Annotated in this window: 23 protein-coding genes and 3 tRNA genes; 18 read left to right on the top strand and 8 right to left on the bottom strand. The window is 74.8% G+C overall.

All coding sequences use genetic code 11. From position 1 onward, the window contains the following. The first annotated feature begins 14 nt into the window (after nucleotides 1-14). Nucleotides 15-1,049, top strand: coding sequence for a zinc-binding dehydrogenase (locus OVA14_RS03120; RefSeq protein WP_267504838.1), 1,035 nt, complete (start codon nucleotides 15-17; stop codon nucleotides 1,047-1,049). Nucleotides 1,050-1,053: 4 nt separating this feature from the next. On the opposite strand, the gene OVA14_RS03115 is transcribed toward OVA14_RS03120, so the two are convergent. Next, nucleotides 1,054-1,212, bottom strand: coding sequence for a hypothetical protein (locus OVA14_RS03115; protein ID WP_267504837.1), 159 nt, complete (start codon nucleotides 1,210-1,212; stop codon nucleotides 1,054-1,056). A gap of 115 nt (nucleotides 1,213-1,327) precedes the next feature. Here OVA14_RS03115 and OVA14_RS03110 point away from each other — a divergent pair, with 115 nt between their 5' ends. Both OVA14_RS03110 and OVA14_RS03105 read left to right on the top strand, forming a co-directional pair. Beyond that, nucleotides 1,328-1,801: a MarR family winged helix-turn-helix transcriptional regulator gene (locus OVA14_RS03110; RefSeq protein WP_267504836.1), complete on the top strand. Its 474-nt coding sequence runs from the start codon at nucleotides 1,328-1,330 to the stop codon at nucleotides 1,799-1,801. Between the two features lie 81 nt (nucleotides 1,802-1,882). Then, nucleotides 1,883-2,050: a hypothetical protein gene (locus tag OVA14_RS03105; RefSeq protein ID WP_267504835.1), complete on the top strand. Its 168-nt coding sequence runs from the start codon at nucleotides 1,883-1,885 to the stop codon at nucleotides 2,048-2,050. 56 nt (nucleotides 2,051-2,106) lie between these two features. Here the strand turns inward: OVA14_RS03105 and OVA14_RS03100 are convergent. The 3 genes from OVA14_RS03100 to OVA14_RS03090 all read right to left on the bottom strand — a co-directional run bounded on the left by OVA14_RS03100 (nucleotide 2,107) and on the right by OVA14_RS03090 (nucleotide 2,412). Further along, nucleotides 2,107-2,182, bottom strand: a tRNA-Phe gene (locus tag OVA14_RS03100). Nucleotides 2,183-2,238: 56 nt separating this feature from the next. After that, a tRNA-Asp gene (locus OVA14_RS03095) sits at nucleotides 2,239-2,316 on the bottom strand. A 23-nt stretch (nucleotides 2,317-2,339) separates the two neighbouring features. Next, a tRNA-Glu gene (locus tag OVA14_RS03090) sits at nucleotides 2,340-2,412 on the bottom strand. A gap of 720 nt (nucleotides 2,413-3,132) precedes the next feature. Here OVA14_RS03090 and OVA14_RS03085 point away from each other — a divergent pair. Further along, the gene (locus OVA14_RS03085) at nucleotides 3,133-4,074 is read left to right on the top strand and encodes a M23 family metallopeptidase (protein WP_267504834.1); all 942 of its coding nucleotides are present in this window, start codon (nucleotides 3,133-3,135) and stop codon (nucleotides 4,072-4,074) included. A 237-nt stretch (nucleotides 4,075-4,311) separates the two neighbouring features. Here the strand turns inward: OVA14_RS03085 and OVA14_RS03080 are convergent, their stop codons facing one another. Both OVA14_RS03080 and OVA14_RS03075 read right to left on the bottom strand, forming a co-directional pair. Continuing rightward, nucleotides 4,312-4,884: a hypothetical protein gene (locus tag OVA14_RS03080; protein WP_267504833.1), complete on the bottom strand. Its 573-nt coding sequence runs from the start codon at nucleotides 4,882-4,884 to the stop codon at nucleotides 4,312-4,314. Between the two features lie 126 nt (nucleotides 4,885-5,010). After that, nucleotides 5,011-5,244, bottom strand: a complete 234-nt coding sequence (locus OVA14_RS03075) for a hypothetical protein (protein ID WP_267504832.1) — start codon at nucleotides 5,242-5,244, stop codon at nucleotides 5,011-5,013. Nucleotides 5,245-5,345: 101 nt separating this feature from the next. On the opposite strand from OVA14_RS03075, the gene OVA14_RS03070 reads away from it, so the two are divergent. After that, on the top strand, nucleotides 5,346-14,036 hold the full coding sequence (locus OVA14_RS03070; protein ID WP_267504831.1) for an Ig-like domain-containing protein: 8,691 nt from the start codon (nucleotides 5,346-5,348) through the stop codon (nucleotides 14,034-14,036). Nucleotides 14,037-14,099: 63 nt separating this feature from the next. On the opposite strand, the gene OVA14_RS03065 is transcribed toward OVA14_RS03070, so the two are convergent. Further along, complete coding sequence (locus tag OVA14_RS03065; RefSeq protein ID WP_324288035.1) at nucleotides 14,100-14,591, bottom strand: inorganic diphosphatase; 492 nt, start codon at nucleotides 14,589-14,591, stop codon at nucleotides 14,100-14,102. A 47-nt stretch (nucleotides 14,592-14,638) separates the two neighbouring features. Here OVA14_RS03065 and tilS point away from each other — a divergent pair, with 47 nt between their 5' ends. From tilS to OVA14_RS03000, 13 genes are all read left to right on the top strand, one after another. Continuing rightward, entirely contained in the window at nucleotides 14,639-15,631 is a 993-nt protein-coding gene (tilS, locus tag OVA14_RS03060) for a tRNA lysidine(34) synthetase TilS (RefSeq protein ID WP_267504829.1), read from the top strand. A 329-nt stretch (nucleotides 15,632-15,960) separates the two neighbouring features. Further along, nucleotides 15,961-16,215, top strand: a complete 255-nt coding sequence (locus OVA14_RS03055; RefSeq protein WP_267504828.1) for a hypothetical protein — start codon at nucleotides 15,961-15,963, stop codon at nucleotides 16,213-16,215. Continuing rightward, nucleotides 16,212-16,475 (top strand): hypothetical protein, encoded by a 264-nt coding sequence (locus OVA14_RS03050; RefSeq protein ID WP_267504827.1) that lies wholly within the window; start codon nucleotides 16,212-16,214, stop codon nucleotides 16,473-16,475. Before OVA14_RS03055 ends, OVA14_RS03050 begins: the two co-directional genes overlap by 4 nt. Nucleotides 16,476-16,540: 65 nt before the next feature. After that, nucleotides 16,541-17,293: a hypothetical protein gene (locus tag OVA14_RS03045; protein WP_267504826.1), complete on the top strand. Its 753-nt coding sequence runs from the start codon at nucleotides 16,541-16,543 to the stop codon at nucleotides 17,291-17,293. Next, entirely contained in the window at nucleotides 17,293-18,021 is a 729-nt protein-coding gene (locus OVA14_RS03040; protein ID WP_267504825.1) for a hypothetical protein, read from the top strand. The genes OVA14_RS03045 and OVA14_RS03040 overlap by 1 nt, the downstream gene beginning before the upstream one ends. A 104-nt stretch (nucleotides 18,022-18,125) precedes the next feature. Beyond that, a complete protein-coding gene (gene hpt / locus OVA14_RS03035; RefSeq protein WP_267504824.1) occupies nucleotides 18,126-18,677 on the top strand; it encodes a hypoxanthine phosphoribosyltransferase in 552 nt (183 codons plus the stop codon). 114 nt (nucleotides 18,678-18,791) lie between these two features. After that, a complete protein-coding gene (locus OVA14_RS03030) occupies nucleotides 18,792-19,604 on the top strand; it encodes a hypothetical protein (protein ID WP_267504823.1) in 813 nt (270 codons plus the stop codon). Nucleotides 19,605-19,671: 67 nt separating this feature from the next. Beyond that, a complete protein-coding gene (locus OVA14_RS03025) occupies nucleotides 19,672-20,403 on the top strand; it encodes a hypothetical protein (RefSeq protein ID WP_267504822.1) in 732 nt (243 codons plus the stop codon). A gap of 105 nt (nucleotides 20,404-20,508) precedes the next feature. Next, nucleotides 20,509-22,464 carry an ATP-dependent zinc metalloprotease FtsH gene (ftsH, locus tag OVA14_RS03020; RefSeq protein WP_267504821.1) on the top strand — a complete coding sequence of 652 codons (1,956 nt, stop codon included), beginning with the start codon at nucleotides 20,509-20,511 and terminating at the stop codon, nucleotides 22,462-22,464. Further along, the gene (folE, locus tag OVA14_RS03015; protein WP_267504820.1) at nucleotides 22,464-23,030 is read left to right on the top strand and encodes a GTP cyclohydrolase I FolE; all 567 of its coding nucleotides are present in this window, start codon (nucleotides 22,464-22,466) and stop codon (nucleotides 23,028-23,030) included. Before ftsH ends, folE begins: the two co-directional genes overlap by 1 nt. After that, nucleotides 23,027-24,238, top strand: coding sequence for a dihydropteroate synthase (folP, locus tag OVA14_RS03010; RefSeq protein WP_267504819.1), 1,212 nt, complete (start codon nucleotides 23,027-23,029; stop codon nucleotides 24,236-24,238). The genes folE and folP overlap by 4 nt, the downstream gene beginning before the upstream one ends. Continuing rightward, nucleotides 24,235-24,735, top strand: coding sequence for a 2-amino-4-hydroxy-6-hydroxymethyldihydropteridine diphosphokinase (gene folK / locus OVA14_RS03005; protein WP_267504818.1), 501 nt, complete (start codon nucleotides 24,235-24,237; stop codon nucleotides 24,733-24,735). The genes folP and folK overlap by 4 nt, the downstream gene beginning before the upstream one ends. Further along, nucleotides 24,732-25,211 carry a DUF3180 family protein gene (locus tag OVA14_RS03000; RefSeq protein ID WP_267504817.1) on the top strand — a complete coding sequence of 160 codons (480 nt, stop codon included), beginning with the start codon at nucleotides 24,732-24,734 and terminating at the stop codon, nucleotides 25,209-25,211. Before folK ends, OVA14_RS03000 begins: the two co-directional genes overlap by 4 nt. 35 nt (nucleotides 25,212-25,246) lie before the next feature. Here OVA14_RS03000 and OVA14_RS02995 read toward each other — a convergent pair whose 3' ends face one another. Then, entirely contained in the window at nucleotides 25,247-26,242 is a 996-nt protein-coding gene (locus OVA14_RS02995; protein ID WP_267504816.1) for an LCP family protein, read from the bottom strand. Nucleotides 26,243-26,279: the final 37 nt, after the last annotated feature.

Here is a 26,279-nt window from a genome sequence, read left to right as displayed (position 1 = left end):
GGGAGGATGGCTCCATGCGCGCCCTCCTGATCGACGCCGTGCGCGGCGTCCCGGCCGTCCGCGACGTCCCCGCGCCCGTGGCGCCCGTCGGCGGCGTCGTCGTCGCGGTCGAGGCGACGGGCCTCTGCCGCAGCGACTGGCACGCCTGGGCCGGGCACGAGGACATCGCGTGGCCGCACGTGCCGGGCCACGAGCTCGCCGGCACGGTCGTCGAGGTGGGGGAGGGCGTGGTGCGCTGGCGGGCCGGCGACCGCGTCACCGTGCCGTTCGTGTGCGGCTGCGGGCGCTGCGAGCACTGCCTGGCGGGTGACGCGCAGGTGTGCCCCGCGCAGCAGCAGCCGGGCTTCACGCACTGGGGATCCTTCGCCGAGCGCGTCGCGCTCCACGCTGCCGACACGAACCTCGTGGCGATCCCCGAGGGCGTCGACGCCGCGACGGCCGCGAGCCTCGGCTGCCGCTTCGCCACCGCCTACCGCGCGCTCGTCGCACGCGCCCGGGTGCGGGCGGGGGAGTCGGTGGTCGTGGTGGGCGCGGGCGGCGTCGGCCTCAGCGCCGTGATGATCGCGAAGGCACTCGGCGCCCGCCCCATCGCCGTCGACCGCAACCCGGAGGCGCTCGCGCTCGCGGTCGAGCTCGGCGCCGAGCACGCGATCCTCGCCGACGGCCGCGACGTGCCCGCCGAGGTCGAGGCGCTCGTCGGCGGCGCGCACGTGGCGGTGGACGCGGTCGGCAGCGAGCGGACCGCCGCAGACGCCATCCGCAGCCTCCGCCGCCGCGGCCGGCACGTGCAGGTCGGCCTGCTGCCCGCGGCGGAGGGGCATCCGCGGATCCCCATGGATCGCGCGATCGCGTGGGAGCTCGACCTCCTCGGCAGCCACGGCATGGCCGCGATCGACTACCCGGGGATGCTCGCGCTCGTCGCCTCGGGCGCGCTCGAGCCGCAGCGGCTCATCCGCCGCACCGTCGGCCTCGAGGCTGCCGCTGCGCTCCTGCCCGCGATGGATCGCTCGACGCTCGCCGGCATGACGATGATCGACCCGCGCAGCTAGCCGCTCACAGCGCGGGCAGCACGATCACTGCGACGAAGAGGCCGAGGAGGCCGACGGTGATCGCGAGGCCGATCGAGACGACGATCGTGATCGCCCGGCGGTCGCCGCGCGTGAAGCTCTGCGGGTCGCGGGGGTGCTCCGTGCGGGCTCGGCGGTCGGGCATGTGGCCTCCTGGATCGGGCATCCCTCGCTCGTGCGACAGATGCTTAGGGCCCTAAGCATAGGCTGGCCGGGTGTCCTCCGCCAGCCATCCGAGCGCCGCCGCCTACGCTCGCAGCATGCCCTCCTCGCAACCGGACGTCGCCCCGGAGGACCCGCTCGCGCTCGAGCGGCAGGTCTGCTTCGCGCTGTCGGTCGCCTCGCGAGTCGTCGTGCAGGCCTATCGGCCGGTGCTCGAGCCGCTCGGGCTCTCGCATCCGCAGTACCTCGTGATGCTCGCGCTCTGGGGCGGGGCGCCGGTGTCGCTGCGCGAGCTCAGCGCCTCCCTGCGGCTCGAGCCGGCCACGCTGTCGCCGCTGCTGCAACGGCTCGAGGCGGCGGGCCTCGTGACGCGCGAGCGCCGCGCCGACGACGCGCGCACGCTCGACGTGGGCCTCTCCGCGCAGGGGGCGGCGCTCCGCGAGCGCGCGCTCTCGGTGCCCACGACGATGGCCGAGCGCCTCGGGCTCGACGCGACGCACCTCGAGCAGCTGCACGGCCTCATGACGACGCTGATCGCCGCCGCCGACCGCGCGGGGGAGCGGACGCCGTAGGCGATCCACAGCGGATCCGCAGTCCGCATCGGGGGCCGCGCGCGTACGCTGGAGACGCTGGCACCGCGGAAGGGGCGCCCCATGGAGATCGTCCTCGTCCTGCTCGGCTTCATCGTGCTCGGCACGGCCGCGCTGCTGCTCGTGGACGTCCTGAGCGGCATCGCGACGAAGGGCCTGGTCGGATCGTTCGCGAGGCTGCGCGAGGCGCGGCGGCGCGAACCGAACCCGGTCTCGCCCCTTGCGCGCTGAACCCGCCCAGCCGGCGTCCCGCGACGACGAAGCCCCCGCGGCTGCGGGGGCTTCGGTGGTGGCTCCGACGGGCGTCGATCCCGTGACCTCACGATTTTCAGTCGTGCGCTCTACCAACTGAGCTACAGAGCCAGGCGGCCTTCGCCGCCGCTTGCACAAGGCCCGCTCTCGCGAGCGGGCCAGTGCAATGGCGACCCTGACGGGACTTGAACCCGCGACCTCCGCCGTGACAGGGCGGCGCGCTAACCAAACTGCGCTACAGGGCCTTGCTGGTAACCCCTCCGAGAAGTGACCCCAACGGGATTCGAACCCGTGCTGCCGCCGTGAAAGGGCGGTGTCCTAGGCCACTAAACGATGGGGCCATGCGCCGGAGCACATGACTACCGAGGAGTAACGCTACAACACGCTCGAGCCATCCGACAAATCGAGTGCGATCGGCGCCTCCTCTCGGCGCGTCGCGCGCGTCCGAGGGGCGGCGCGAGGCGCGAACCTCAGCGCCGCCTCGGCGACACGCCAGCACGCCTACGACTTCCTCAGAACCTTCAGGTCGAGCATGAACCTTGCTACCGTGGTCCGGATCGCCCGACCGTCGCACGATCAGGTGCGGCGGTCCGTCACGAGGAGCGAGATGCGTCAGTCGACCATGCAGGCTGCCAGCGGAGCGCGGCTGCGGCCGTCGCGGCGCCTGCGGATGGCCTGCGCCGCCACGGCGGCGCTCGCCGGCCTCGTGCTCGGCATCGTCGCCCCCGGTGCGCCTGCCGCGGAGGCCGTCGACGAGTACGGCTTCCCGACGTGGTCGGAGGTGGAGGCCGCTCGGGGCGACGAGGCGGCGAAGGGTCGCCAGATCGTCGCGATCCGAGCCCTGATCGGGCAGCTCGAGACCGAGCTCGCGGATGCCCGCGCGGTCGCCGACCAGCGCGCGGCGGAGGCCGTCGAGGCGCAGCGCCGCTACGACGAGGCGGTCGCGGTGGCGCAGCGGCTCCAGGACCAGGCCGACGAGGCCGCATCGCGCGCCGTCGAGTCCGAGCGCGCCGCCGGGCGCTCGCGGCGCAGGCTTGGCGCGCTCGGGCGGCACGGGCGACATGAGCGCCGAGCTGTTCGCGAACCCGGGCTCGGCGGACACCTGGCTCTACCGGCTCGACGTCATGGATCGAGCGGCCGGCACGGCCGACTCGCTGTACCAGCAGGCGCAGCAGGATGCGAACACCGCGCAGTCGCTGCAGGCGCAGGCCGAGGTGGCGCGCGAGGCGCTGCTCGGCCTCAAGGAGGCGGCCGATGCCGCCTACCAGGCCGCTGTCGAGGCGAGTGCCGCTGCTGAGGCCGCGGTGGTGAGGGAGCAGGAGCACAGGGTCGAGCTCAACGCGCAGCTCGCCGTGCTCGTCGAGAACCGTCAGGCGACCGAGGACGACTACCAGGCCGGGCAGCGGCACCGCGCCTGGCTGGCCGAGCAGGAGCGGCTGCGGCGCGAGCGCGAGGCCCGCGAGCGCGAGGCCGCCCGCCAGCGCGCGATCGAAGAGGCTCGGCGCGCGGCCGAGGAGGCAGCGCAGAACGCCGGCAACAACGGCGGCGGCGGTGGCGGCGGTGGCTCCGTGCCCGTGCAGCCGCCCAGCTCGAGCGGCTGGCAGACGCCGCACTACGGCCGCTTCACCTCCGGCTACGGCTGGCGCTGGGATCCGGTGGGCTCGCTCGGCTACAAGCTGCACGGCGGCATCGACATCGCTGCGGGCTGCGGCACGCCCATCTACGCTGCCGCGGCGGGCACGGTCACGCTGCGCGCGCGCGACGTCTACGGCGCCAACATGCTCTACATCAGCCACGGCGGCGGTGTGCAGACGGAGTACTACCACATGATCCGTCCCGCCTCGGTGGCGCCCGGGCAGCGGGTCGCCGCGGGCCAGGTCGTCGGCTATGAGGGCGCCACCGGCCATGCGACCGGCTGCCACCTGCACTTCCAGATCCGCGTGGGCGGCTCGCTCGTGAACCCGGAGTCGTTCCTCGGCGGCAGGGGCGTGGGCCTGCGCTGACATCGGTATGGACGAGGGGCCCGGGCGCGATCGCGCCCGGGCCCCTCTGGTGCGCGGGGGCCGTCGGTCGGTGATCGCCGCCGATCCTCGAGGCTGAGCGACGACTGAAAGCGGACGCATAGTCCGCTTGGAACTCTGTTCTGTGCGAGTGTCTTGGACGCTCGTCTGCCTATGGTGTGCCCGAGCGCGTCCCCGAGGCGCGCTGGCTGCCCGGCCTCGGCCGGCAGCCCCTCCAGGTCACGCAGGAGTCCTCATGCGCCGGTCGCGCCTCGCCGCACTCGTCACCGCCAGCCTCGTCGTCGCGGCGGGCATCGTCGCCCTCCCGGCGCCGCCGCAGGCCGCGGCCGCCGTGCAGCCGGGCGGCATCTCCAGCGCTGCCGGCGCCGACATCCTGAACATCGGCGTGAGCGCCGCGGCGCTGAACCTCGCGGGCGCGAGGGTGGGCCACGCGGACGCCGCGTTCGGCTCCACCGCGGCGAGCGCACGCGGCAGCAACATCGCCGCCCCGGTCGTCGGCCTCCCCGTGACGGTCGACAGCAACCAGCAGTCGGCGCCGCCGGACAACACCTCGCCGAGCGTCGACTCGCTGCTCGCCCTCGGGGTGAACGCCGCCGGGGTGCTCCAGCTCAGCACGAGCACGATCGACAGCACCGTGCAGGCGCGCACGCAGGAGGCCTGCTCCGCCGACGGCCAGCGGGCGACCTCCGTGACGAGCCTCGCCTCCGCCGACGTCGGCCTCCTGACCGTCGACGCGCTCGGGCTCGGCGCCTCGCAGGTGGCGACGAGCACGACGCTCGGCGCCGGCGGCATGGTGAGCTCGTCCTCCGGGAGCATCGCCGGCCTCAGCCTCGTCAACGACCTCGTGCAGGTGCGGGTCGACGGCACCGCGACGCTCAGCGCGACCGCGCCCGGCACCCCCGGCCCTGCGACCACCGCCTATGCCTTCCCCGCGGTCACCGTCACCGTCGGCGGCGTCGCCACGAGCCTCGTGCCCGGCGGCACGGCCTTCACGACGACGGTCGCGGGCACCTCCGTGCGCATCGCGATGCCGCTGCCGACGGCGAGCGCCGCGGCGAACGGCACGAGCGCCACCGCGTCGGTCTCGCTGCTCGACGTGCAGCTCTCGGTGCTGGCGGTCGCGCCCCTGCCGCCGCTGGCGACCGCGACCATCGGCGTGCTCCCGCTCAGCGCGAGCGCGACCGTGCCCGCCGTGCCGGCGGCGCAAGCTGTGCATCGACGCGCCCGTCATCCAGGCGCCGGCCGACGGCGCGGTGCTCGCCGACGCCACCCCGACGATCGCGGGCCTCGGCGAGCCCGGCGCGACGATGTCGGTCGCCGTCGACGGCACTCCCGTCGGCTCGACGACCGTCACCGGCGCCGGCACCTGGGCCCTCGACGCGCCCGCCGCGCTCGGCGACGGCGCGCACAACGCGCGCGCCACGCAGACGATCGCCGGCACGTCGACGCAGAGCGGCCTCGTGTCGTTCACCATCGACACGGCCCCGCCCGCGCCGCCCGTGATCGTCGAGCCCGCCGACGGCTCGACGATCGCCGACGCGACGCCCACCTTCGCGGGCACCGGCGAGACCGGCGCGACCGTCGCCGTCGAGGTCGACGGCGTCGCCATCGGCTCGGCGCCCGTGGTCGGCGGCGCGTGGAGCCTGCCGCAGCCGAGCGCCCTCTCCGACGGCGCGCACACCGTGACCGCGATCCAGACCGACCCTGCGGGCAACGCCTCGGCGCCCGCGTCCAGCGGCTTCTCGATCGATGCCACGGCACCCGCCCCGCCCGTCGTCGAGGAGCCCGCCGACGGCTCCGCCACGACCGACGCCACGCCGCCCATCCGCGGCACCGCGGAGGCCGGCTCGACCGTGACGGTCTCGATCGACGGCGCCGCGATCGGCACCGTCGAGGCCGAGTCGTCCGGTGCGTGGTCGCTCCAGACGGTCGATGCCCTCGCCGAGGGAGCGCACGCCGTCTCCGCGACCGCCACGGACGCGCTCGGCAACGTCTCCGACGCGGCGACGAACGCCTTCGAGGTGGACCGCACCGCGCCCGAGGCGCCGGAGATCGTCGCCCCCGCCGACGGCTCGACGACGAACGACACGACGCCGACGGTCTCCGGCACGGGCGAGGACGGCGCGACGGTCGAGGTGCGCATGGACGGTGCCGCGATCGGCACCGTGGTGGTCGAGGGCGGCTCCTGGACGCTGCCGACCGTCGATGCCCTCGCCGAGGGCGCCCACGTCGTCTCGGCGACCCAGGACGACGCGGCGGGCAACGCCTCCGAGGCCGCCTCGAACGCCTTCGAGGTCGACCTCACGGCCCCCGACGCGCCGAGCATCGTCGAGCCGGCGGACGGCTCGCGGACGTCCGACACGTCGCCCACGGTGTCCGGCACGGGCGAGCCGGGAGCGACCGTCGACGTCGCGATCGACGGCGCGGCGGTGGGCACGGCGGCAGTCTCGCCGGGCGGCGGATGGAGCCTCGAGCTCGCCGACGCGCTCGACGAGGGCGACCACATCGTCAGCGCCTCCCAGGCCGATCCCGCGGGGAACGCCTCGGGCGCGGCCACCAGCACCTTCGCCGTCGACGTCACCGCCCCCGCGGCGCCCGTGATCCTCGAGCCTGCGGACGGCTCGCGCACGAACGACACGACGCCCACGGTCTCCGGCACGGGCGAGGCGGGCGCCGTCGTCGACGTCGCCATCGACGGCACCGCCGTCGGCAGCGGCACCGTCGACGCCGACGGCAGCTGGTCGGTGGAGGTCGTGCCGGCCCTCGCCCCGGGCGAGCGCACGGTCGTCGCGATCCAGACCGACGAGGCCGGCAACGCATCCGCGCCGGCCGAGAGCGCCTTCGTCGTCGACGTCGTCGCACCTGCACCCCCCGCGATCGAGTCGCCGGCCGACGGCAGCACGGTGCCGACCGCGACCCCGACCATCTCGGGCGCCGGCGAGGCCGGCGCCGCCGTCGAGGTCGCGATCGACGGCGATGGCGTCGGCACGGCCCTCGTCGACGGGGACGGAGCGTGGGAGCTCGCGCTCGCGGCCCCGCTCGCCGAGGGCGGCCACATCGTGTCGGCGACGCAGGCCGACGAGGCGGGCAACGTCTCCGACGCAGCAACGGTCTCGTTCGTCGTCGACACCGTCGCGCCCGGGGCGCCCGCGATCCTCGCGCCCCAGGACGGCGACGTGCTCGCCGACCCGCAGCCCGAGATCAGCGGCACGGGCGAGGCCGACGCGAGCATCGCGGTGACGGTCGACGGCGTCGAGGCGGGCACGACGACCGTCCTGCCGGACGGCTCGTGGTCGCTCGAGCCCTCGACCCCGCTGGCCGACGGCGTGCGTCTGATCGAGGCCGTGCAGGTGGATGCCGCGGGCAACGCCTCGGCCGCCGACGGCATCACGGTGACCGTCGACACGCAGGCCCCCGAGGCGCCCGTGATCGTCGAGCCCGCCGACGGCTCGGTGCTCGCCGACAGCATCCCCACGATCACCGGCACCGGCGAGCCCGGCGCCACGGTCGCGGTCGAGGTCGACGGCGCGCCGATCGGCCTCGCGCCGGTCGACGAGGACGGCACGTGGAGCCTCACCCCCATCGCATCGCTCGCCGACGGCGACCGCACGATCGCGGCATCGCAGACCGACGCCGCGGGCAACGCGTCCGGCGAGGCCGAGGTGGTGGTCACGATCGACACCGCGGCCCCCGACGCACCTGAGATCCTGGTGCCGACCGACGGCGCGCTGCTGGGCGACCCGCAGCCGACCGTCTCGGGCACGGGAGAGGCCGGGGCCACGCTCTCGCTCTCGGCCGACGGCACCGAGGTCGACTCGACCACCGTGCTCGACGACGGCACCTGGAGCCTGGCGCTGCCCGCGCCGCTCGCAGACGGCGAGCACACCATCGCAGCCGTGCAGCGCGACGCCGCGGGCAACGCCTCCGGATCCGACCGCGTCGACGTCGTGGTCGACACGGGCGCGCCGGAGCCGCCGGTCATCACGGCGCCCGTCGACGGCTCCGTGACGAACGACCCGACGCCCGAGATCCGCGGCACGGGCGAGGCGGGTGCCGTCGTGGCGGTCGAGATCGACGGCGAGCCGGCCGGGCTCGCGCCGGTCGACGGCCTCGGCGACTGGACCCTCACGCCCATCGCGCCGCTCGCGGAGGGCGAGCGCGTCGTCTCGGCGACCCAGACCGATGGCGCCGGGAACGCGTCGGAGGCCGCGTCGGTGACCGTCGAGGTCGACCTGACCGCTCCTGCGGCACCGGCGATCGACGCACCCGTCGACGGCTCGGTGACGAACGACACGACGCCGCTCGTCGCGGGCACGGGCGAGCCCGGCGCGACCGTGACCGTGCTGGTGGACGGCGCCGAGGCGGGCACCGCGCCGGTCGACGAGGCGGGCGAGTGGTCGCTGCAGCTCGTCGACGCGCTGGCGGAGGGCGAGCGCACGATCGAGGCGACGCAGACCGACGTCGCGGGCAACGGCTCGGGGCCTGCTTCGGCGACGGTCGAGATCGACCTCACGGACCCCGAGGCCCCGGTGATCGAGACGCCCGCGGACGGGACGGTCACCAACGACACGACGCCGCTCGTGACGGGCACGGGCGAGCCCGGCGCGACGGTGCTCGTGGTGGTGGACGGCGCCGAGGTGGGCACCGCCCCGGTCGACGAGGTGGGCGACTGGTCGCTGCAGCTCGTCGACGCGCTGGTGGAGGGAGAGCGCACGATCGATGCGACGCAGGCCGACCCGGCGAGCAACGCCTCCGAGGCCGCCTCGGTCGTCGTCGAGATCGACCTCACGCCCCCCGGCGCTCCGGTGATCGAGGCCCCGGTCGACGGCTCGGTGACGAACGAGACGACGCCTGAGGTCTCGGGCACGGGCGAGCCCGGCGCGACGGTGCTCGTGGTGGTGGACGGCGCCGAGGTCGGCACCGCGCCGGTCGACGACGCGGGCGCGTGGTCGCTGCAGCTCGTGGACGCGCTGGCGGAGGGCGAGCGCCTCGTCGAGGCGACGCAGACCGACCCGGCGGGCAACGCGTCCGAGGCCGCCTCGGTGACCGTCGAGGTCGATCTGACCGCGCCGGAGGCGCCCGTCATCGAGGCGCCCGCGGACGGCTCCGTCACGAACGACACGACGCCGCTCGTGACGGGCTCGGGTGAGCCGGGCGCGATCGTGACCGTCGCGGTGGACGGCGCCGAGGTCGGCACCGCGCCGGTCGACGACGCGGGCGCGTGGTCGCTGCAGCTCGCGGAGGAGCTCGTGGAGGGCGAGCGCCTCGTCGAGGCGACGCAGACCGACCCGGCCGGCAACGCCTCCGAGGCCGCCGCGGTGGCCTTCGAGGTCGATCTGACCGCGCCGGAGGCACCCGTCATCGAGGCCCCCGCGGACGGTTCCGTCACGAACGACGCGACGCCGCTCGTGACGGGCTCGGGTGAGCCGGGCGCGATCGTGACCGTCGCGGTGGACGGCGCCGAGGTCGGCACCGCGCCGGTCGACGACGCGGGCGCGTGGTCGCTGCAGCTCGTGGACGGGCTCGTGGAGGGCGAGCGCCTCGTCGAGGCGACGCAGACCGACCCGGCCAGCAACGCCTCCGAGGCCGCCTCGGTGGCCTTCGAGGTCGATCTGACCGCGCCGGAGGCACCCGTCATCGAGGCCCCCGCGGACGGTTCCGTCACGAACGACGCGACGCCGCTCGTGACGGGCACGGGCGAGCCCGGCGCGACGGCGACGGTGTTCGTGGACGGCACCGAGGTCGGCACCGCGCCGGTCGACGGCGCGGGCGACTGGTCGCTGCAGCTCGTGGACGAGCTCGCCGAGGGCGAGCACCTCGTCGAGGCGAGCCAGGCCGACCCGGCGGGCAACGTCTCGGACGCGGACGCGATCGCCTTCGAGGTCGACCGCACGGCCGATGCCGCACCGAGCATCGAGGCGCCCGTCGACGGCAGCGTCACGGGCGACACCACCCCGGTCGTCTCCGGCTCCGGCGCCGCGGGATCCACCGTGACCGTCGAGGTCGACGGCGTCGAGGCCGGCACCGCGCCGGTCGACGGCGACGGCCGGTGGTCGCTGCAGCTCGTCGATGAGCTCGCCGAGGCCGAGCACGTCGTCGAGGCGACGCAGAGCGACCCGGCCGGCAACGTCTCCGAGGCAGACGCGATCGCGTTCGAGATCGACCTGACGGCGCCCGAGGCGCCGGTCATCGAGGTGCCCGCCGACGGCTCCACCATCGGATCCCCCACCCCGACGGTCTCCGGCTCCGGCGAGCCCGGCGCCACCGTCCAGGTGACCGTGGACGGAGCCGTCGTCGGCTCCGCGCCCGTGCTCGGCGACGGCAGCTGGGCCGTGCCGGTCACGACGCCGCTCGACGAGGGAGAGCACACCGCCGAGGCCACGCAGGCCGACCCCTCGGGCAACGCGTCCGAGGCCGCGACCTCCAGCTTCACGGTCGACCTCACTGCGCCCGACGCGCCCGTGATCGAGGCACCCGCCGACGGCTCGACCATCGGGGACGCCACCCCGACCGTCACTGGGACGGGCGAGCTCCGCGCCGTCGTGGCGGTGTCGGTCGACGGCGCCGAGGCGGGCGTCGCGACCGTGCTCGACGACGGCACCTGGGCGCTGCCGCTCGTGACGCCCCTCGCCGAGGGCGAGCGCACCGCGACCGCGACGCAGACGGATCCCGCGGGCAACGCGTCGGGCGCCGCGTCGTCGACCTTCGAGGTCGACCTGACGGCTCCCGACGCTCCCGTGATCGAGACCCCCGCCGACGGCGCCGTGCTCGCCGACGCGCAGCCCACCGTCGGCGGCGCCGGGGAGCCCGGGTCGACGGTCACCGTGACCGTCGACGGCGTCGAGGTGGGCACGGCGCCCGTGGAGCCCGACGGCACCTGGACGCTGCCGCTCCCCGCACCGCTCGCCGAGGGCGAGCACGTGATCGGCGCGACGCAGACCGATGCCGCAGGCAACGGCTCGGAGGCCGACTCGGCGACGATCCTGATCGACCTCACGGCACCCGAGGCGCCGAGCATCGAGGCGCCCGTCGACGGCGTCGTCCTCGCCGACCCGCGGCCCACGGTGCGCGGCACCGGCGAGCCCGGCGCGACGGTCGCCGTGCTCGTCGACGGCAGCCCCGTGGGCACCGCGCCCGTGGACGGCGAGGGCGCGTGGACGCTGCCGCTCGCTGCACCGCTCGCCGACGGCGAGCGCACGATCGGCGCGACGCAGGAGGACCTCGCCGGCAATGCGTCGGAGGCCGCAGAGGTCGTCGTGGTCGTCGACACGGTCGCACCCGACGCACCCGTCATCCTCGCGCCCGTCGAGGGCGCGCTGCTCGCCGACGCGACGCCGACCGTGCGCGGCACGGGCGAGGCGGGCGCCACCGTCTCGGTGACGATCGACGGCGTCCCCGCCGGCGACGCGCTCGTCGACGACGACGGCAGCTGGACGCTGCCCACGACCACGCCGCTCGCCGACGGCGAGCACGTGGTGGAGGCCGTGCAGACCGACGCCGCGGGCAACGCCTCGGCCGCCGATGCCGTGGCCTTCGCGGTCGACGCGACCGCACCCGCCGCCCCCGTCATCGAGCGCCCGGCCGACGGCTCCTCGACGAACGATGCGACGCCGACGATCGGCGGCACCGGCGAGCCTGGCGCGACCGTCGCCGTCTCGATCGACGGGACCCCGGTGGGCAGCGCGCCCGTCGACGGCGGCGGCGGCTGGAGCCTCGAGCTGGCCTCGCCGCTCGAGGACGGCGAGCGCACCGCGGTCGCGACCCAGGAGGATGCGGCCGGCAACGGCTCTCCTCCCGACGCCTCGACCTTCCTGGTCGACACCGTCGCCCCGGCCGCGCCCGTCATCGACACCCCCGCCGACGGCTCCACGACGGGCGACGCGACCCCGGTGATCGCCGGCACGGGCGAGCCCCGAGCCACGCTCTCGGTGACGCTCGACGGCGCCGAGCTCGGCACGGTCGAGGTCGCGCTCGACGGCACGTGGTCGATCGCGGTCGCGGAGCCGCTCGCCGACGGCACGCACACGGCGGCAGCCGTGCAGTCGGATGCCGCGGGGAACACCTCGGAGGCCGCCGGGAGCACCTTCGTGATCGATCGCGCCGCCCCGGCCGCGCCGGTCATCCTCGAGCCCGCCGAGGGGGCCGTGCTCGCCGACGCCACGCCGCTGGTCTCGGGCACGGGCGAGGCCGGCGCCACGGTCGCCCTCGCGATCGACGGCGAGCCGGTGGGCGAGTCGGTCGTCGCGGAGGACGGCACCTGGTCGGTGCCCGTCGTCGCGCCGCTCGCCGACGGCGAGCACCTCGCCGAGGCCATCCAGACGGTCGAGGGCGGCACCGCGAGCGGCAGCGACCGGAGCGCCTTCGAGGTCGACACCGTCGCGCCCGCCGCGCCGACCATCGTGTCGCCGGCGGAGGGCGCCGTGCTCGCCGACACCACGCCCCCGATCTCCGGCACCGGCGAGCCCGGTGCCCGGGTCGAGGTGCGGCTCGACGGCGAGGCGATCGGCACGGCGATCGTCGACGCCGCCGGCAGCTGGGCCGTGCCGGTCACGACCGCGCTGGCGGAGGGCGGCCACCTGGCCGAGGCGACGCAGGCGGACGCCGCGGGCAACGTCTCGGGCTCCGCCGAGCGGGCCTTCGAGGTCGACGTGACGGCGCCCGCGGCGCCGACGATCCTCGCGCCGGAGGAGGGCGCGCTCATCGCCGACCCCACGCCCGAGGTCTCGGGCACGGGCGAGGCGGGGGCGACCGTCGCGGTCCGCGTCGACGGCGCCCCGATCGGCGAGGCCGAGGTGGGACCGGACGGCGCCTGGGCGGTGCCCGTCACGACCCCGCTGGCCGACGGCGCGCACGAGGCCGTCGCCGTGCAGGCCGACCCCGCCGGCAACGCCTCGGGCGCCGACTCGGTGCGGTTCGAGGTCGACGCGACCACGCCCGCCGCGCCCGTCATCACCGCCCCCGGGGACGGCACGACGATCGACGACCGCACGCCCGCCATCGAGGGCACGGGCGAGCCCGGCGCCGCGGTCGAGGTCGTGCTCGACGGCGAGGTGCTCGGCGAGACCGAGGTGGCCGAGGACGGGTCGTGGGCGCTGCCCGTCGACGAGCCGCTCGCCGACGGCCCGCACGCGGTCGAGGCGACGCAGACCGATGCGGCGGGCAACGCCTCGCCGACTGCGGGCGTCGCCTTCGAGGTCGCCGGACCAGAGGCCCTGCCGGCGCCGACGATCACGGCGCCCGCCGACGGCACGAGCACGAGCGATCCCACGCCCACGGTGACCGGCACCGGCACGCCCGGCGCGACCGTCGTGGTCCGGGTCGACGGCGAGCCCGTCGGCAGCGCGATCGTCGGCGACGACGGCACCTGGGAGCTCGAGCTGCCGGAGGCGCTGCCGGACGGCCCGCACGTGATCGACGCGGTGCAGTCGGACGGCGAGGGCACGGGCTCCGCGCCCTCCGCCCCCGTCGCGATCGTGGTCGACACCGTCGTGCCCGAGGCGCCGACGATCACGTCGCCCGTCGACGGCGGCACGACGGGCACGCTGCCCGTCATCAGCGGCACGGGCGAGCCCGGCAGCACGGTCGTGGTGGCGATCGACGGCGAGGTCGTGGGCGAGGCGGGCGTGCCCGCCTGCGTCGACGCGCCGGGCGACCTCGGCCTGCTCGACGCACCGGGGTGCGAGTGGGAGCTGGTGCTCTCGGATGCGATCGCGGCGGGCCCGCACGTGGTCGAGGCCTGGCAGGTCGATGCCGCGGGCAACGAGTCCGAGCGCGCGCGGCACGCCTTCGAGGCGGTGCTCGCGGCGCCCGCGCCCGCGCCGACGCCGGGCGGCGGCGACCTGCCGCGCACGGGCGCCGGGCCCGATGCGGCGCTGCTCGCCCTCGCCGCGCTCCTGCTGCTCAGCGGCGCGTGGCTGGCGAGGCCGCGACGCCGCCGCGCCTAGCGGACGACGACGGAGGGGGCGCACCTCGCGGTGCGCCCCCTCCGTCGTCGTCGTGGTGCGGCGTCAGTGGCCGGCGGGCACGTACGCGGCCTTGCCGGCGGCGACGGTGGCCTCCGCGGCCTCCTTGCCCTCCCAGCCGCCGAGCTTGGCCCACTTGCCGGGCTCGAGGTCCTTGTAGTGCAGGAAGAAGTGCTCGATCTCGTCGCGGATCTGCTGCGGCACGTCGTCGATGTCCTGGATGTGCGCCCAGCGCGGGTCCTTCTCGAGCACGCAGACGACCTTCGTGTCGATGCCGCCGTCGTCCTCCATGTTGAGCTGGCCGACGGGGCGGACCTTCACGAACACGCCCGGCGGCACCGGGTACTCGAGCAGCACGAGCGCGTCGACCGGGTCGCCGTCGAGGCCGAGGGTCTCGTCGAAGTAGCCGTAGTCGGTGGGGTAGACGAACGTCGTGAACAGCACGCGGTCGAGGAAGACGCGGCCGGTCTCGTGGTCGACCTCGTACTTGTTGCGGCTCCCCTTGGGGATCTCGATGACGACGTCGTAGGCGGCCAAGATCGGCTCCTTCTCGTGGGCGTGAGGAATCGGCATAAGGTTACTTCATGCCCGCCAGCGACCGCCGTCCCCGCCTGACGCCGGCCGTCGCCGACGTGCGGCGCGCGGTGCGGGAGGCGATCGACGACCTGCCCGAGGGCGCGCTCGTGCTCGTCGCCCTCTCCGGCGGCCCCGACTCCCTCGCGCTCGCCGCCGCCACCGCGTTCGAGGCGCAGCGCTCCGGCGTGCGCGCCGGCGCGGTCGTCGTCGACCACGGCCTCCAGCCCGGCAGCGCCGACGCCGCGGAGCGCGCCGCCGAGCAGGCGCGCGCGCTCGCGCTCGAGCCGGTGCGGGTCGTGCCCGTGCAGGTCGCGCCCGACGGCAGCCCCGAGGCCGCCGCGCGGCAGGCGCGCTACGCGGCGCTCCTCCAGGTGCGCAAGCAGGAGGGCGCCGCGGCAGTGCTGCTCGGCCACACGCTCGACGACCAGGCCGAGACGGTGCTCATCGGGCTCGCCCGCGGTTCGGGGCCCGAGAGCCTGTGGGGCATGCATCCGCGCATCGGCTTCCTGCGGCGGCCGCTCCTGCAGGTGCGCCGCGCCACGACGCACCAGTCGTGCCGCGACCTCGGCCTCGAGGTCTGGAGCGATCCGCACAACGACGACGAGCGATTCCTGCGCGCGCGGGTGCGGCACCGGGTGCTGCCGATGCTCGACGAGGTGCTCGGCGGCGGTGTCGCGCTCGCGCTCACCCGCACCGCCGACACGCTGCGCGAGGACGCCGAGGCCCTCGCGCACTTCGCGCAGGAGCAGGTGGTCGACCTCGTCGAGCACGCGGAGGGCGGCCTCTCGCTCGACGTGGGCGGGCTCGAGTCGAACCCGCCGGCGCTGCGCCAGCGCATCATCCGCCTCGCGGTGCAGAGCGAGTTCCACGTGGCGCTCACGCGGCAGCAGACGCTCGAGGTCTCGCGCCTCGTGACCGACTGGCACGGACAGGGGCCGATCCACCTGCCGGGCATCCGCGTCGCGCGCGAGGGCCGCAGGCTCGTCTTCGTCGCCGCCTGAGGCTCCAGGGTCGGCTTCGCGTCGGCCCCGTTGCGGAATCGTGATCCGATGCTCGGCGATCCGTCATGCTCGCGGGTGCTCCGGGCGCTTGGCTGGGACCGGCGAATCGTGATCGAACCGTGACCCGGAGGCTGTGACCCCGACCCGGAGCCGGACATGACGGGATGCACCGATGCAGCCGCATCCCGTCACGAGAGGCATCCCATGCACGCACGCCGCAGGCTCCGAACAGCAGCGCCGCCGCTCATCGCTGCGCTCGCGGCCTGCGCCGGGCCCGCCGACGAGTCGGCGCCGAGGCGACGTCCGACCCGACCGAGGGTTGGGAGACGGTGGAGCTCGGCCTGGGCGATGTCACGTGGCGCATGCCCGCCGCCTGGAGCTTCGAGCCCGAGGAGGGCATGGACGGTCCGGAGGACTACCGCGGCATCGTCGTCGACGGCTCCGGCACCCCGATGCTCACCTACGCCGCAGTGGTGAACGGCCAGTACGCGACCGACGTCGCGCCGTGCGACCAATCGCCCACCCGCACCGTGCTCGACGAGCAGCCCGCACCCGGCCTCGCTGCGCAGGCGGCCGGGTCGTGACCGTCTTCGTCGACCGCCATGACCTCGGCGGCCTCCATGTCGGCATCTCCGAGCTCGACGCCGCGGAGGCGTGCGAGCCCCAGATCCTCGTGATCTACCCGGCGGGCCTGCCGTACTCGTTCATCACCCTGCAGATCGCGGACGATGCGGCCGGCGACGTGCCGCTCTTCCGCAGCGAGGCCGAGGCCCGCGCCTCCATGGAGACCGGCGAGCACCGCACGATCGTCGAGGTCCTCCGCTCCGCGACGGTGCGCTCCTGATGCCCGCGCCGCGCCCTTCGCGTCCGGCCGAACGCCCCCGAACCCACCACGACGACCGAGGAACCATGCACGCCCCAGCCGCACTCGTCCCGCTCGCCGCCGCCGCAGTCGCCGTCCTGGCGCTCGCCGGCTGCGCTCAACCCGCCGCCGAGCCGACCGAGGCGCCCACGACCGCGCCCACCTCGCAGGCGCCCGAGCCCACCACCGAGCCCACGGCCACCGAGGACCCCACCGCCATCGACACCAGTGACTGGCTCACGTACGAGACCACCGACAGCGATGCGTCCTTCCGGTATCCCGCCGACTGGACGCTCGAGAGCGACGCGGAGCTCTTCGCGCCCGACGCCGATCGCGACGACGTGCAGGATCCGTACGAGCGGACCATGGATTCGGCGACGCTCACCGCGCCGAACGGGCAGCAGCTGCTCGCGCTCGCCGACTTCGTCGACATCGGCGGCGCCTGCGGCGGCATCGTCTTCCCGTTCGAGGTGCTGGCCCAGGAGCCGTCCGAGGCCGCCGCGCTGGACGGTGGGGGATCGGTGATCGCGACGGTCGCGATCGGCACCGAGACCGACCGCTGGATCATGGGCATCGGCATCACCGATGCCGAGCGCCTCGAGTACGAGGAGGCCTGCACGACCTACTTCGTCGCCGGCAGCTCCGACGGCGGCGTCGGCTTCGGCACGCACTTCCAGATGGGCTCGACCGACGACGACCCGCTCTGGTCGATCGACTCGCTCGACGACGCCCGCGCCTACATGGAGACGGACGAGTACCGCACGATCCTCGAGATCCTGCGCTCGTTCGAGGTCCGCTGATGCGCGCGCTCCCCATCGTCACGGCCGTCGCCGCCGTCGTCCTGCTCGCCGGATGCGCGCAGCCCGCGGCCGATCCGACCGAGGCGCCCACGACGGCGCCGACCTCGCAGGCACCCGCGCCGACCTCCGAGTCGAGCGCCGCCCCGACGCCTACCGAGACCGATCCCCAGGCCGTCTGGCAGCGCATCGAGACGCCGAACGGCACCGCGTCGTTCCGCATCCCGCCCGGCTGGAGCGCCGAGGTCGACGGCGAGGAGCAGGAGTACGACGGCGAGACCCACTGGGTGAACGGCATCGCGATCCGCGACCCCGACGGGTCGGTGCGGCTCAGCTACTGGGACGGCCCCGGGGATGGCGCGGGCGCCGTCGCGAGGTTCGGCATCGTCTCGACCGAGCGCGTGGCGACGCTCTCCGAGGACGAGCTGGCAGCCGTCGACCGCGACGACCGGTCCGTGCTCGAGCACAGCGCCAGCGCATGGTGGGACGGCAACGACACCGGCGACACCTGGGCGCACGTCGCGCTGTCGCACGTCGCCGGCGGCGACCAGCCGCCGACCGCCACCGTCATCGACGGCGAGCGACTCATCGACTTCTCCACCCGCCGCGACATGGCGTCCGAGGAGGAGGCGATCGCCTGGCTCGAGAGCGCCGAGGCTGCGCTGCTGCTCGACATCATCGCGACGCTCGACCTCACGGGCATCCCGGCTCCCGTCCTCCCCGAGGGCTGACGCCGGGCAGGACGCCGGGGCGTGCGCGGAGCACCGCGCGCGCCCCGCTGCGTCGCCGGTAGGTTGGTCGCACCGCCGCCGATCCGCCACCGCCAGGAGCGCACATGGACTTCCACCACGTCGAGGCCGACCTCGCGAAGACCCTCATCACCGAGGAGGAGCTGCACGCGAAGCTCGACGAGCTCGCGCGCCAGATCGAGGACGACTACGAGGGCCTCGACCTGCTGCTCGTCGGCGTGCTCCGCGGCGCGGTCATGGTGATGGCCGACCTCTCGCGAGCCCTCAACCGCCACCTCGAGATGGACTGGATGGCGGTCTCGTCGTACGGGTCCGGCACGGTCTCCTCGGGCGTCGTCCGCATCCTCAAGGACCTCGACACCGACCTCACGGGCCGCCACGTGCTCATCGTCGAGGACATCATCGACTCCGGCCTGACGCTCTCGTGGCTCAAGGGCAACCTCGAGTCGCGCGGCGCCGCATCGGTCGAGATCTGCACCATGCTCCGCAAGCCCGAGGCGCTCAAGGTGCAGGTCGACGTGAAGTACTGCGGCTTCGACATCCCCAACGAGTTCGTCATCGGCTACGGCCTCGACTACGCCGAGCAGTACCGCAACATGCGCGGCATCGGCGTGCTCGCGCCCCACGTCTACGAGTGACGACGACGGCCGCGACGCAGGCCGTGACCGGATCGTGACCGTCCGGGCGTGACCTCGGCGAGCTGGGTGGACATGACGTGGTGAAGGGGCCACCGGGCCTCGAGAGAGGAACCCATGCACCGCACCGCCACCTCCGCCGCGATCGTCGCCGTCGCCGCGCTCGCCCTCAGCGCCTGCGCGCAGCCGGGCGGGGACGCCCCGAGCTCGCCCGCGCCGTCGACGCAGGCACCGACAGCCGAGGCGACCGCCGAGCCGACGGGCTCGCCGACCGGGCCCGCCGACGGCTGGCAGTCGTTCACGACGCAGGACGGCGCGATCTCGCTCCGGGTCCCCGCCGGGTGGAGCGTGGATGACCGCAGCGCGCTCGGCGAGGCGTCGGAGATGTACAACAGGGGTCCCGGCTGGCTCAACGAGCTCGTGATCCTCGACGCCGAGGGGTCGCAGGTGCTCTGGTACCGCGAGCACTACGGCAACGACGCCGTCGAATGCCCGGGCGACGACCTCGTCGAGCCGCTGCTGTCGGTGCCCGTCGCGCCGTACGACGAGGCCGGCCTCGCCGCGATGCGCGACGGCATCGGCCGCGAGATCGAGCTCGCCGTCCACGGCGACGTCGATCCCGAGATCGTGCAGCAGGGCGACCAGTACGTCGAGAGCGGCCGCGGCGTCGTCGAGCTCGCGCTCGAGAACCAGGGCGACCCGGCCGACACGTGCGGGTACGGCGGCCCCTTCCCCACGGGCGGAGGCGTCGGGCTGCTCTCCGCCGTCGCCGACAGCGCGGCCGAGGGTGGCTACCCCGACACCGCGATCGCGTTCGAGAGCGAAGCCGCGGCCGAGGCGTGGCTGGACGGCGAGGAGTCCGCGACGATCGTCGAGGTCATGGCGAGCCTGCAGATCGCCTGGGGGCCGCGCCCGACCGTCGCGCCGTGAGGCGCGCTGTGCGGCCGTTCGCGGCGGCCGCACAGCGACAGGGCCGCGCTGGCGGCATGATGGAGGGGTGGAACGTCCTGCCCGCTCGCTCGCCGTCGTGGCGATCGCCGTGGCGGCCGCCGCGCTCGCGGCCTGCACGGGTGCGCCCGACAGCACGCCGCAGCCGAGCCTGCCGACCGGCATCACCGCGCCGCCGCCCACGCCCGTCGCGACGCCGACCCCGGAGGCGCCCGATGTCGAGTCGCAGCTGCCCGCCGAGATCGCGGGCGTCGACACGAGCGGCTGGCAGCAGATCCCCGCGGGCGACGGCGCCGTCACCTTCCGCATCCCGGCCGACTGGAGCACGCAGGAGGCCGACGGCGGCCTCGCGATCCTGCGGGGCGACGGCGAGCGCCAGCTGGGCCTCGTGCAGGGCCCCGACACCGGCGACGGCCGCTGCCTCGACGGCTCGGGCACGGCCGTCTCCTGGCGCACCGTGCCGCTCGAGCGCGACGCGGTCGAGGTCGCGGGCGCGGGCGACGCGTCGTTCGGCGCGGCCGCGCTGCAGCTCGACGGCCAGTGGATCGTGAGCGTGGGCCTGCTGCCGACGGCCGAGGCGGCGAGCCCGCGCTGCCCGATCGTGCACGACATCGGCACCGGCGCGGGCGACTGGAGCTTCGGCTCCGAGACGATCGTGACGGGGTCCGGACCCGGCGCGCCCTGGGCAGTCGGCTCGCTCGAGGCGGCCCAGGCCTACCTCGGCACCGAGGAGTTCCGCATCATCCGCGCGATCCTCATGTCGTTCGAGGTCGTCTCCTAGCGCCCGTCCTGGGCGCATCCACAGGCTCCCGCGCCCTCAGCGAACAGCGGCGAAGCGCCGCCGGGCGGCGGCTAGCCTGAGTGCATCCCGACCCCGAAGGACGTCATGAGCTTCAAGAAGTTCCTCAAGGGCCCGATCCCGTGGATCGTGCTCGCGCTGCTGATCGTCGGCGTGGCCTTCAGCTTCTTCATGACGCCGCAGTTCCGGCCGGTGCAGACCGACGTCGGCATGCAGCTGATCGCCGACGGCAAGGTGCAGCAGGCGCGCATCGTCGACGGCGAGCAGCGCGTCGACCTGATCCTCAGCGAGCCCGACGCCGAGTACGGCCAGCAGGTGCAGTTCTACTACGTGCAGCCCCGCGGCGCCGACGTCGTCGAGGCGATCACGGCGGCCGACCCCTCCGAGGGCTACGTCGACGAGGTGCCGCAGGGCAACTGGTTCCTGTCGCTGCTGGGCATCCTGCTGCCGGTGCTGCTGCTGGGCGCGCTCTTCTACTTCTTCATGACCCGCATGGCCGGCGGCAACCGCGGCGTCATGCAGTTCGGCAAGTCGAAGGCCCAGATGGTCTCGAAGGACATGCCGCAGGTGAAGTTCGCCGACGTCGCGGGCGCCGACGAGGCCGTCGAGGAGCTGCAGGAGATCAAGGAGTTCCTGCAGGACCCGTCGAAGTTCCAGGCGGTCGGCGCGCGCATCCCGAAGGGCGTGCTGCTGTACGGCCCTCCCGGCACGGGCAAGACGCTCCTCGCGCGCGCCGTCGCGGGCGAGGCGGGCGTGCCCTTCTACTCGATCTCGGGCTCCGACTTCGTCGAGATGTTCGTGGGCGTCGGCGCCAGCCGCGTGCGCGACCTCTTCGAGCAGGCGAAGCAGAACGCACCGGCGATCATCTTCGTCGACGAGATCGACGCGGTCGGCCGCCAGCGCGGCGCGGGCCTCGGCGGCGGGCACGACGAGCGCGAGCAGACGCTCAACCAGCTGCTCGTCGAGATGGACGGCTTCGACGTGAAGACGAACATCATCCTCATCGCCGCGACGAACCGCCCCGACATCCTCGACCCCGCGCTCCTGCGCCCGGGCCGCTTCGACCGCCAGATCGGCGTCGACGCGCCCGACATGAAGGGCCGCGAGACGATCCTGTCGGTGCACGCGAAGGGCAAGCCCATCGCGCCCGGCGTCGACCTCGAGGTGCTCGCGCGGAAGACGCCCGGCTTCACGGGTGCCGACCTCGCCAACGTGCTCAACGAGGCCGCGCTCCTCACCGCGCGCCAGAACCGCACGCAGATCACCGACGAGAACCTCGACGAGGCCGTCGACCGCGTCATGGCCGGCCCGCAGCGGCGCACCCGCATCATGAACGACAAGGAGCGCCTCATCACGGCCTACCACGAGGGCGGCCACGCGCTCGCGGCGGCGGCGATGCGCCACTCCGACCCGGTCACGAAGGTGACGATCCTGCCGCGCGGCAGGGCGCTCGGCTACACGATGGTGATGCCGGTCAACGACAAGTACTCCGTGACGCGCAACGAGCTCCTCGACCAGCTGACCTACGCGATGGGCGGCCGCGTCGCCGAGGAGATCGTCTTCCACGACCCCACGACGGGCGCGGGCAACGACATCGAGAAGGCCACGGGCATCGCCCGCAAGATGGTCACCGAGTACGGCATGACCTCGGCGATCGGCGCCGTGAAGCTCGGCCAGGCGCAGGGCGAGGCCTTCTTCGGCCGAGACATGGGCTCGAGCCGCGACTACTCGCCGTCGCTGTCGGAGGCCGTCGACCGCGAGGTGCGCGCGCTCATCGAGCAGGCGCACACCGAGGCGTGGACGGTGCTCAACGACAACCGCGACGTGCTCGACGCCCTCGCCGCCGAGCTGCTCGAGCGGGAGACGCTCGACCACGTGCGCCTCGCCGAGATCTTCGCCGAGGTGCGGAAGCTCCCCGAGCGCCCGCAGTGGCTCTCGAGCACCGACCGCCCCGTGAGCACGCGGCCGCCCATCGAGCTGCCCGTGTCGCAGCACGTCGACGAGGCGGTCGAGCCCGACACCGAGACGCCCGCCGAGGCCTGATGGCGATCGACCGGCAGCGCGTCGAAGCGGCGGTCCGGGAGCTGCTCGCCGCGATCGGCGACGATCCCGCGCGCCCCGGCCTCGCCGACACGCCGCGCCGGGTCGCCGCCGCCTACGAGGAGTACTTCGCGGGCGTCGGCGCCGATCCGGCGCTGCACCTCGACTCGGAGGGCCTCGCGGGCGAGACGGGCGAGCTCGTGCTGCTGCGCGACATCGAGTTCCGCTCGATGTGCGAGCACCACCTGCTGCCCTTCACGGGCGTCGCGCACGTCGCCTACCTGCCGAGCGACCGCATCGTCGGACTCGGCCGCATCCCGCGCGTCGTCGAGACCGTCGCCTCGCGGCCGCAGATCCAGGAGCGGCTCACCGACGAGATCGCCGACGCGCTCGTCGCGGGCCTCGAGCCGCGTGGCGTGCTCGTGGTGGTGGAGGCCGCCCACGGCTGCGTCGCCGCGCGCGGCGCGCGGCAGGCGAAGTCGTCCACGGTGACGGTCGCGAGCCGCGGCACGCTCGCCGAGCCCATCGAGCGCGCCGAGATCATGGCGCTCATCGGGGAGCGGCGATGAGCGGGCACGGCATCGAGGTCTGGGGCATCCTCAACGTCACCCCCGACTCCTTCAGCGACGGCGGTCGCTACGTCGACGCCGGCGCGGCCATCGCGCACGCGCGGCGGATGCGCGCGCAGGGCGCCGACGTCATCGACGTCGGCGGCGAGTCGACCAGGCCGGGCGCGACCCCCGTGACGCCCGAGGAGGAGCAGGCCCGCATCCTGCCCGTCGTGCGCGAGCTCGTGCGCGAGGGCATCCGCGTCTCGGTCGACACCGTCCACGCGGCGACGGCGCGCGCGGCGATCGAGGCGGGCGCCGAGATCATCAACGACGTCACCGCCGGCGAGCACGACCCGGCGCTCCTGGGCGCGGTGGCCGAGGGCGGCGCGCGCCTCGTGCTCATGCACTCGCGCGGCCTCGACGTGACCCAGGACACCCGCTACGGCGACGTCGTCGCGGAGGTCGCGGCGCACCTGCGCGCCCGGCTCGCCGCGGCCGTCGATGCGGGCGTGCCGCGCGAGCGCATCATGCTCGACCCCGGCTTCGGGTTCTCGAAGGAGCCTGAGGACAACTGGCGCCTGCTCGCGGGCCTCGGCGCGGTCGGCCGCATCGGCCTGCCGCTCCTCATCGGCACGAGCCGCAAGCGCTTCCTCGGCACCCTGCTGCCGGAGGGTGCGCGGCCCGAGGAGCGCGACGCCGCGACGGCGGCGACCGCCGTGCTCGCGGCGCAGCGCGGCGCGGCGGCCGTGCGGGTGCACGACGTCGCCTCGACCGTCTCGGCGCTGCGCGCCCTCGTGGCGACCGCGGAGGCGGCGCCGGATCCCGCGCTCCGGCCGCAGCCGCGCAGCGGCGCGATCTCCCTGACGGGCGTGCGGGCCCGCGGGCACCACGGGGTCCTGCCCGAGGAGCGCCGCGACGGCCAGGAGTTCGTCGTCGACGTGCAGCTCGTGCTCGACCTGGGCGATGCCATCGACAGGGACGACGTGCACGCGACGGTCCACTACGGCGAGCTCGCCGAGCGGATCGTCGCCGACGTCGGCCGCGACCCCGTCGACCTCATCGAGACGCTCGCCGACCGCCTCGCGGCGCTGTGCCTCGTGGACGGCCGCGTCGAGCACGCGACGGTGACGGTGCACAAGCCGCAGGCGCCCATCGCCGTGCCCTTCGGCGACGTGGCCGTGACCGTCCACCGCAGCCGGGAGCGCTCGGACTGGGTGGTGCTGTGAGGCTGCTCGCCGAGCACCGCGCGGTGCTCTCGCTCGGCTCGAACCTGGGCGACCGCGTCGGCACGCTCGACCGCGCCGTCCGCGCGCTCGACGCGATCGACGGCGTCCGGGTGCTCGAGCGCTCGAGCACCTGGGAGTCGCCGTCGTGGCATCCCGACGGCGAGGGCCTCTCGCCCGACTACGCGAACATCGTCGTGGTGGTCGGCACGGTGCTCGACGCCCTCGACCTGCTCGACGCGGTGCACGCGATCGAGGACGCCCTCGGCCGCGTGCGCGAGGAGCGCTACGGCAGCCGCACGATCGACATCGACATCGTCGCGATCGGGCAGCTGGAGCGCGCGGACGACGCCCTCATCCTGCCGCACCCCAGGGCGCACGAGCGGCAGTTCGTGCTGCAGCCCTGGCTCGAGGTCGAGCCCCACGCCACCATCCCCGGCCGCGGCGCGATCGCGGAGCTCGCCGACTACGCCGACGGCGACGCCTGGCGGCTGCCGTGAGGCGCACGACGGCCACGGCCCTCGTGGCTGCCGCGCTCATCGGCGGCGGCCTGCTGTGGGTGCTCGAGGCCTCGCTCGTCATGAGCGGCCGAGCCGCGATCGTCCCGCCGCTCACGCTCGGCCCCGCGCTCGCGCTGCTCGCGGCCGTGCTGCTGCTCGTCGCGTGGCCGGTGCGACAGGCGGCGCGCGGGCGACGGCGCATCGACCACCGCCACGCCACCGGCGTCCTGGGCCTCGCGAAGGCGTCCTCGATCGTGGGTGCGCTGCTGCTCGGCGCCGCGCTCGGCGCGCTCGGCTTCTTCGCCTCGCGCGCGGTCGTGGCGGGCGATGCGGTGCTCGCGCTCGCGGTCGTGGGCGGCGGCGCCCTGCTGCAGCTCGTGGCCGGCCTGCTCGCCGAGCACTGGTGCGTGCTGCCGCCCGACGACGAGGACGAGGCGCGCGCCCGCGGCGCCGCGCCCACGCCGAGCACCGGCTGAGCCGGGGCCGGCCGGCGCTCCGGCGCGGGTTCGGCCTAGCGCTCCGGCGCGGGCTCGAAGGCGTCCATCGACTCCTCGGCGAAGGCGGCGCGGATCTGCTCGACGCCGTCCCAGTTCACGTAGACGACCGACTGGCTGCCCTCCATGCCCGTGCCGAGGGTCGGCATCGTGAAGGTGCGGATGTCGGAGCCGTCGAGCTGCGCGATCGACGGCGCGAGGCCCAGCACCACGGGCAGCGTGAAGGTGTCGCTCGTGGCCACGTAGGGCGCGACCGCGGCGAAGATGTCCGCGACGCGGTCGGGGTTGGTCAGGTTCTCGCGCGTCATGAGCTGCTGGAAGACGCCGCGCAGGAACGCGCGCTGGTTGTAGACGCGCTGGTAGTCGCCGTCCGAGAACGGGTAGCGCGCGCGCACGTAGATGAGGGCCTCCTCGCCCTCGACCGTGATCTCGCCCGCGGGGTAGTCGTAGCCGTAGTACGAGAACGCGATGTCGTTCGTGAGCGTGACGCCGCCGAGCGCGGTCGTGAGGTTCTCGAAGCCGTCGAAGTCGATGACGGCGATGTGGTCGATGCGCTGCTCGATGATCGACTCGACCGTCTGCACCATGAGCGGCACGCCGCCGAGCGACAGCGCCGCGTTCACCTTCGACATCCCGTGCCCGGGCACCTCGACCCAGGAGTCGCGCATGATCGACATGATCTGCACCGTGCCGCGGTCCGGCGGGATGTGGGCGACGAGGATCGTGTCGGCCCGGTCGCCGAGGTCGGTGAGCAGCGAGCCGTCCTGGGCGCGCGAGTCGCTGCCGAGCAGCAGGATGTTCACGGCATCGCCCGCCTCCGGGTCCTCCGTGGGGCGCAGGCTCTCCTCGGGGAAGGCGGTCTCGATGCTCTCCGTCTGCTCGACCGAGGGCGCGATGCGCAGGAAGTACCACCCGATCGCGGCCAGCAGGGCGAGGACGATGACGCCCACGATGCTGACGGCGATCCAACGCCCGATGTGCCGCTGCTTGCCCGTCCCGATGTCTGCCGTCACCCGGGCAGTATCCCAGACGGGCCGCACAGCCCCCGCG

The organism is Agrococcus sp. SL85 (assembly GCF_026625845.1).
Classification (GTDB): Bacteria; Actinomycetota; Actinomycetes; order Actinomycetales; family Microbacteriaceae; genus Agrococcus.
The sequence above is the reverse complement of the archived record's forward strand: the minus strand, read 5'-3'. Positions and strand labels throughout refer to the sequence as shown.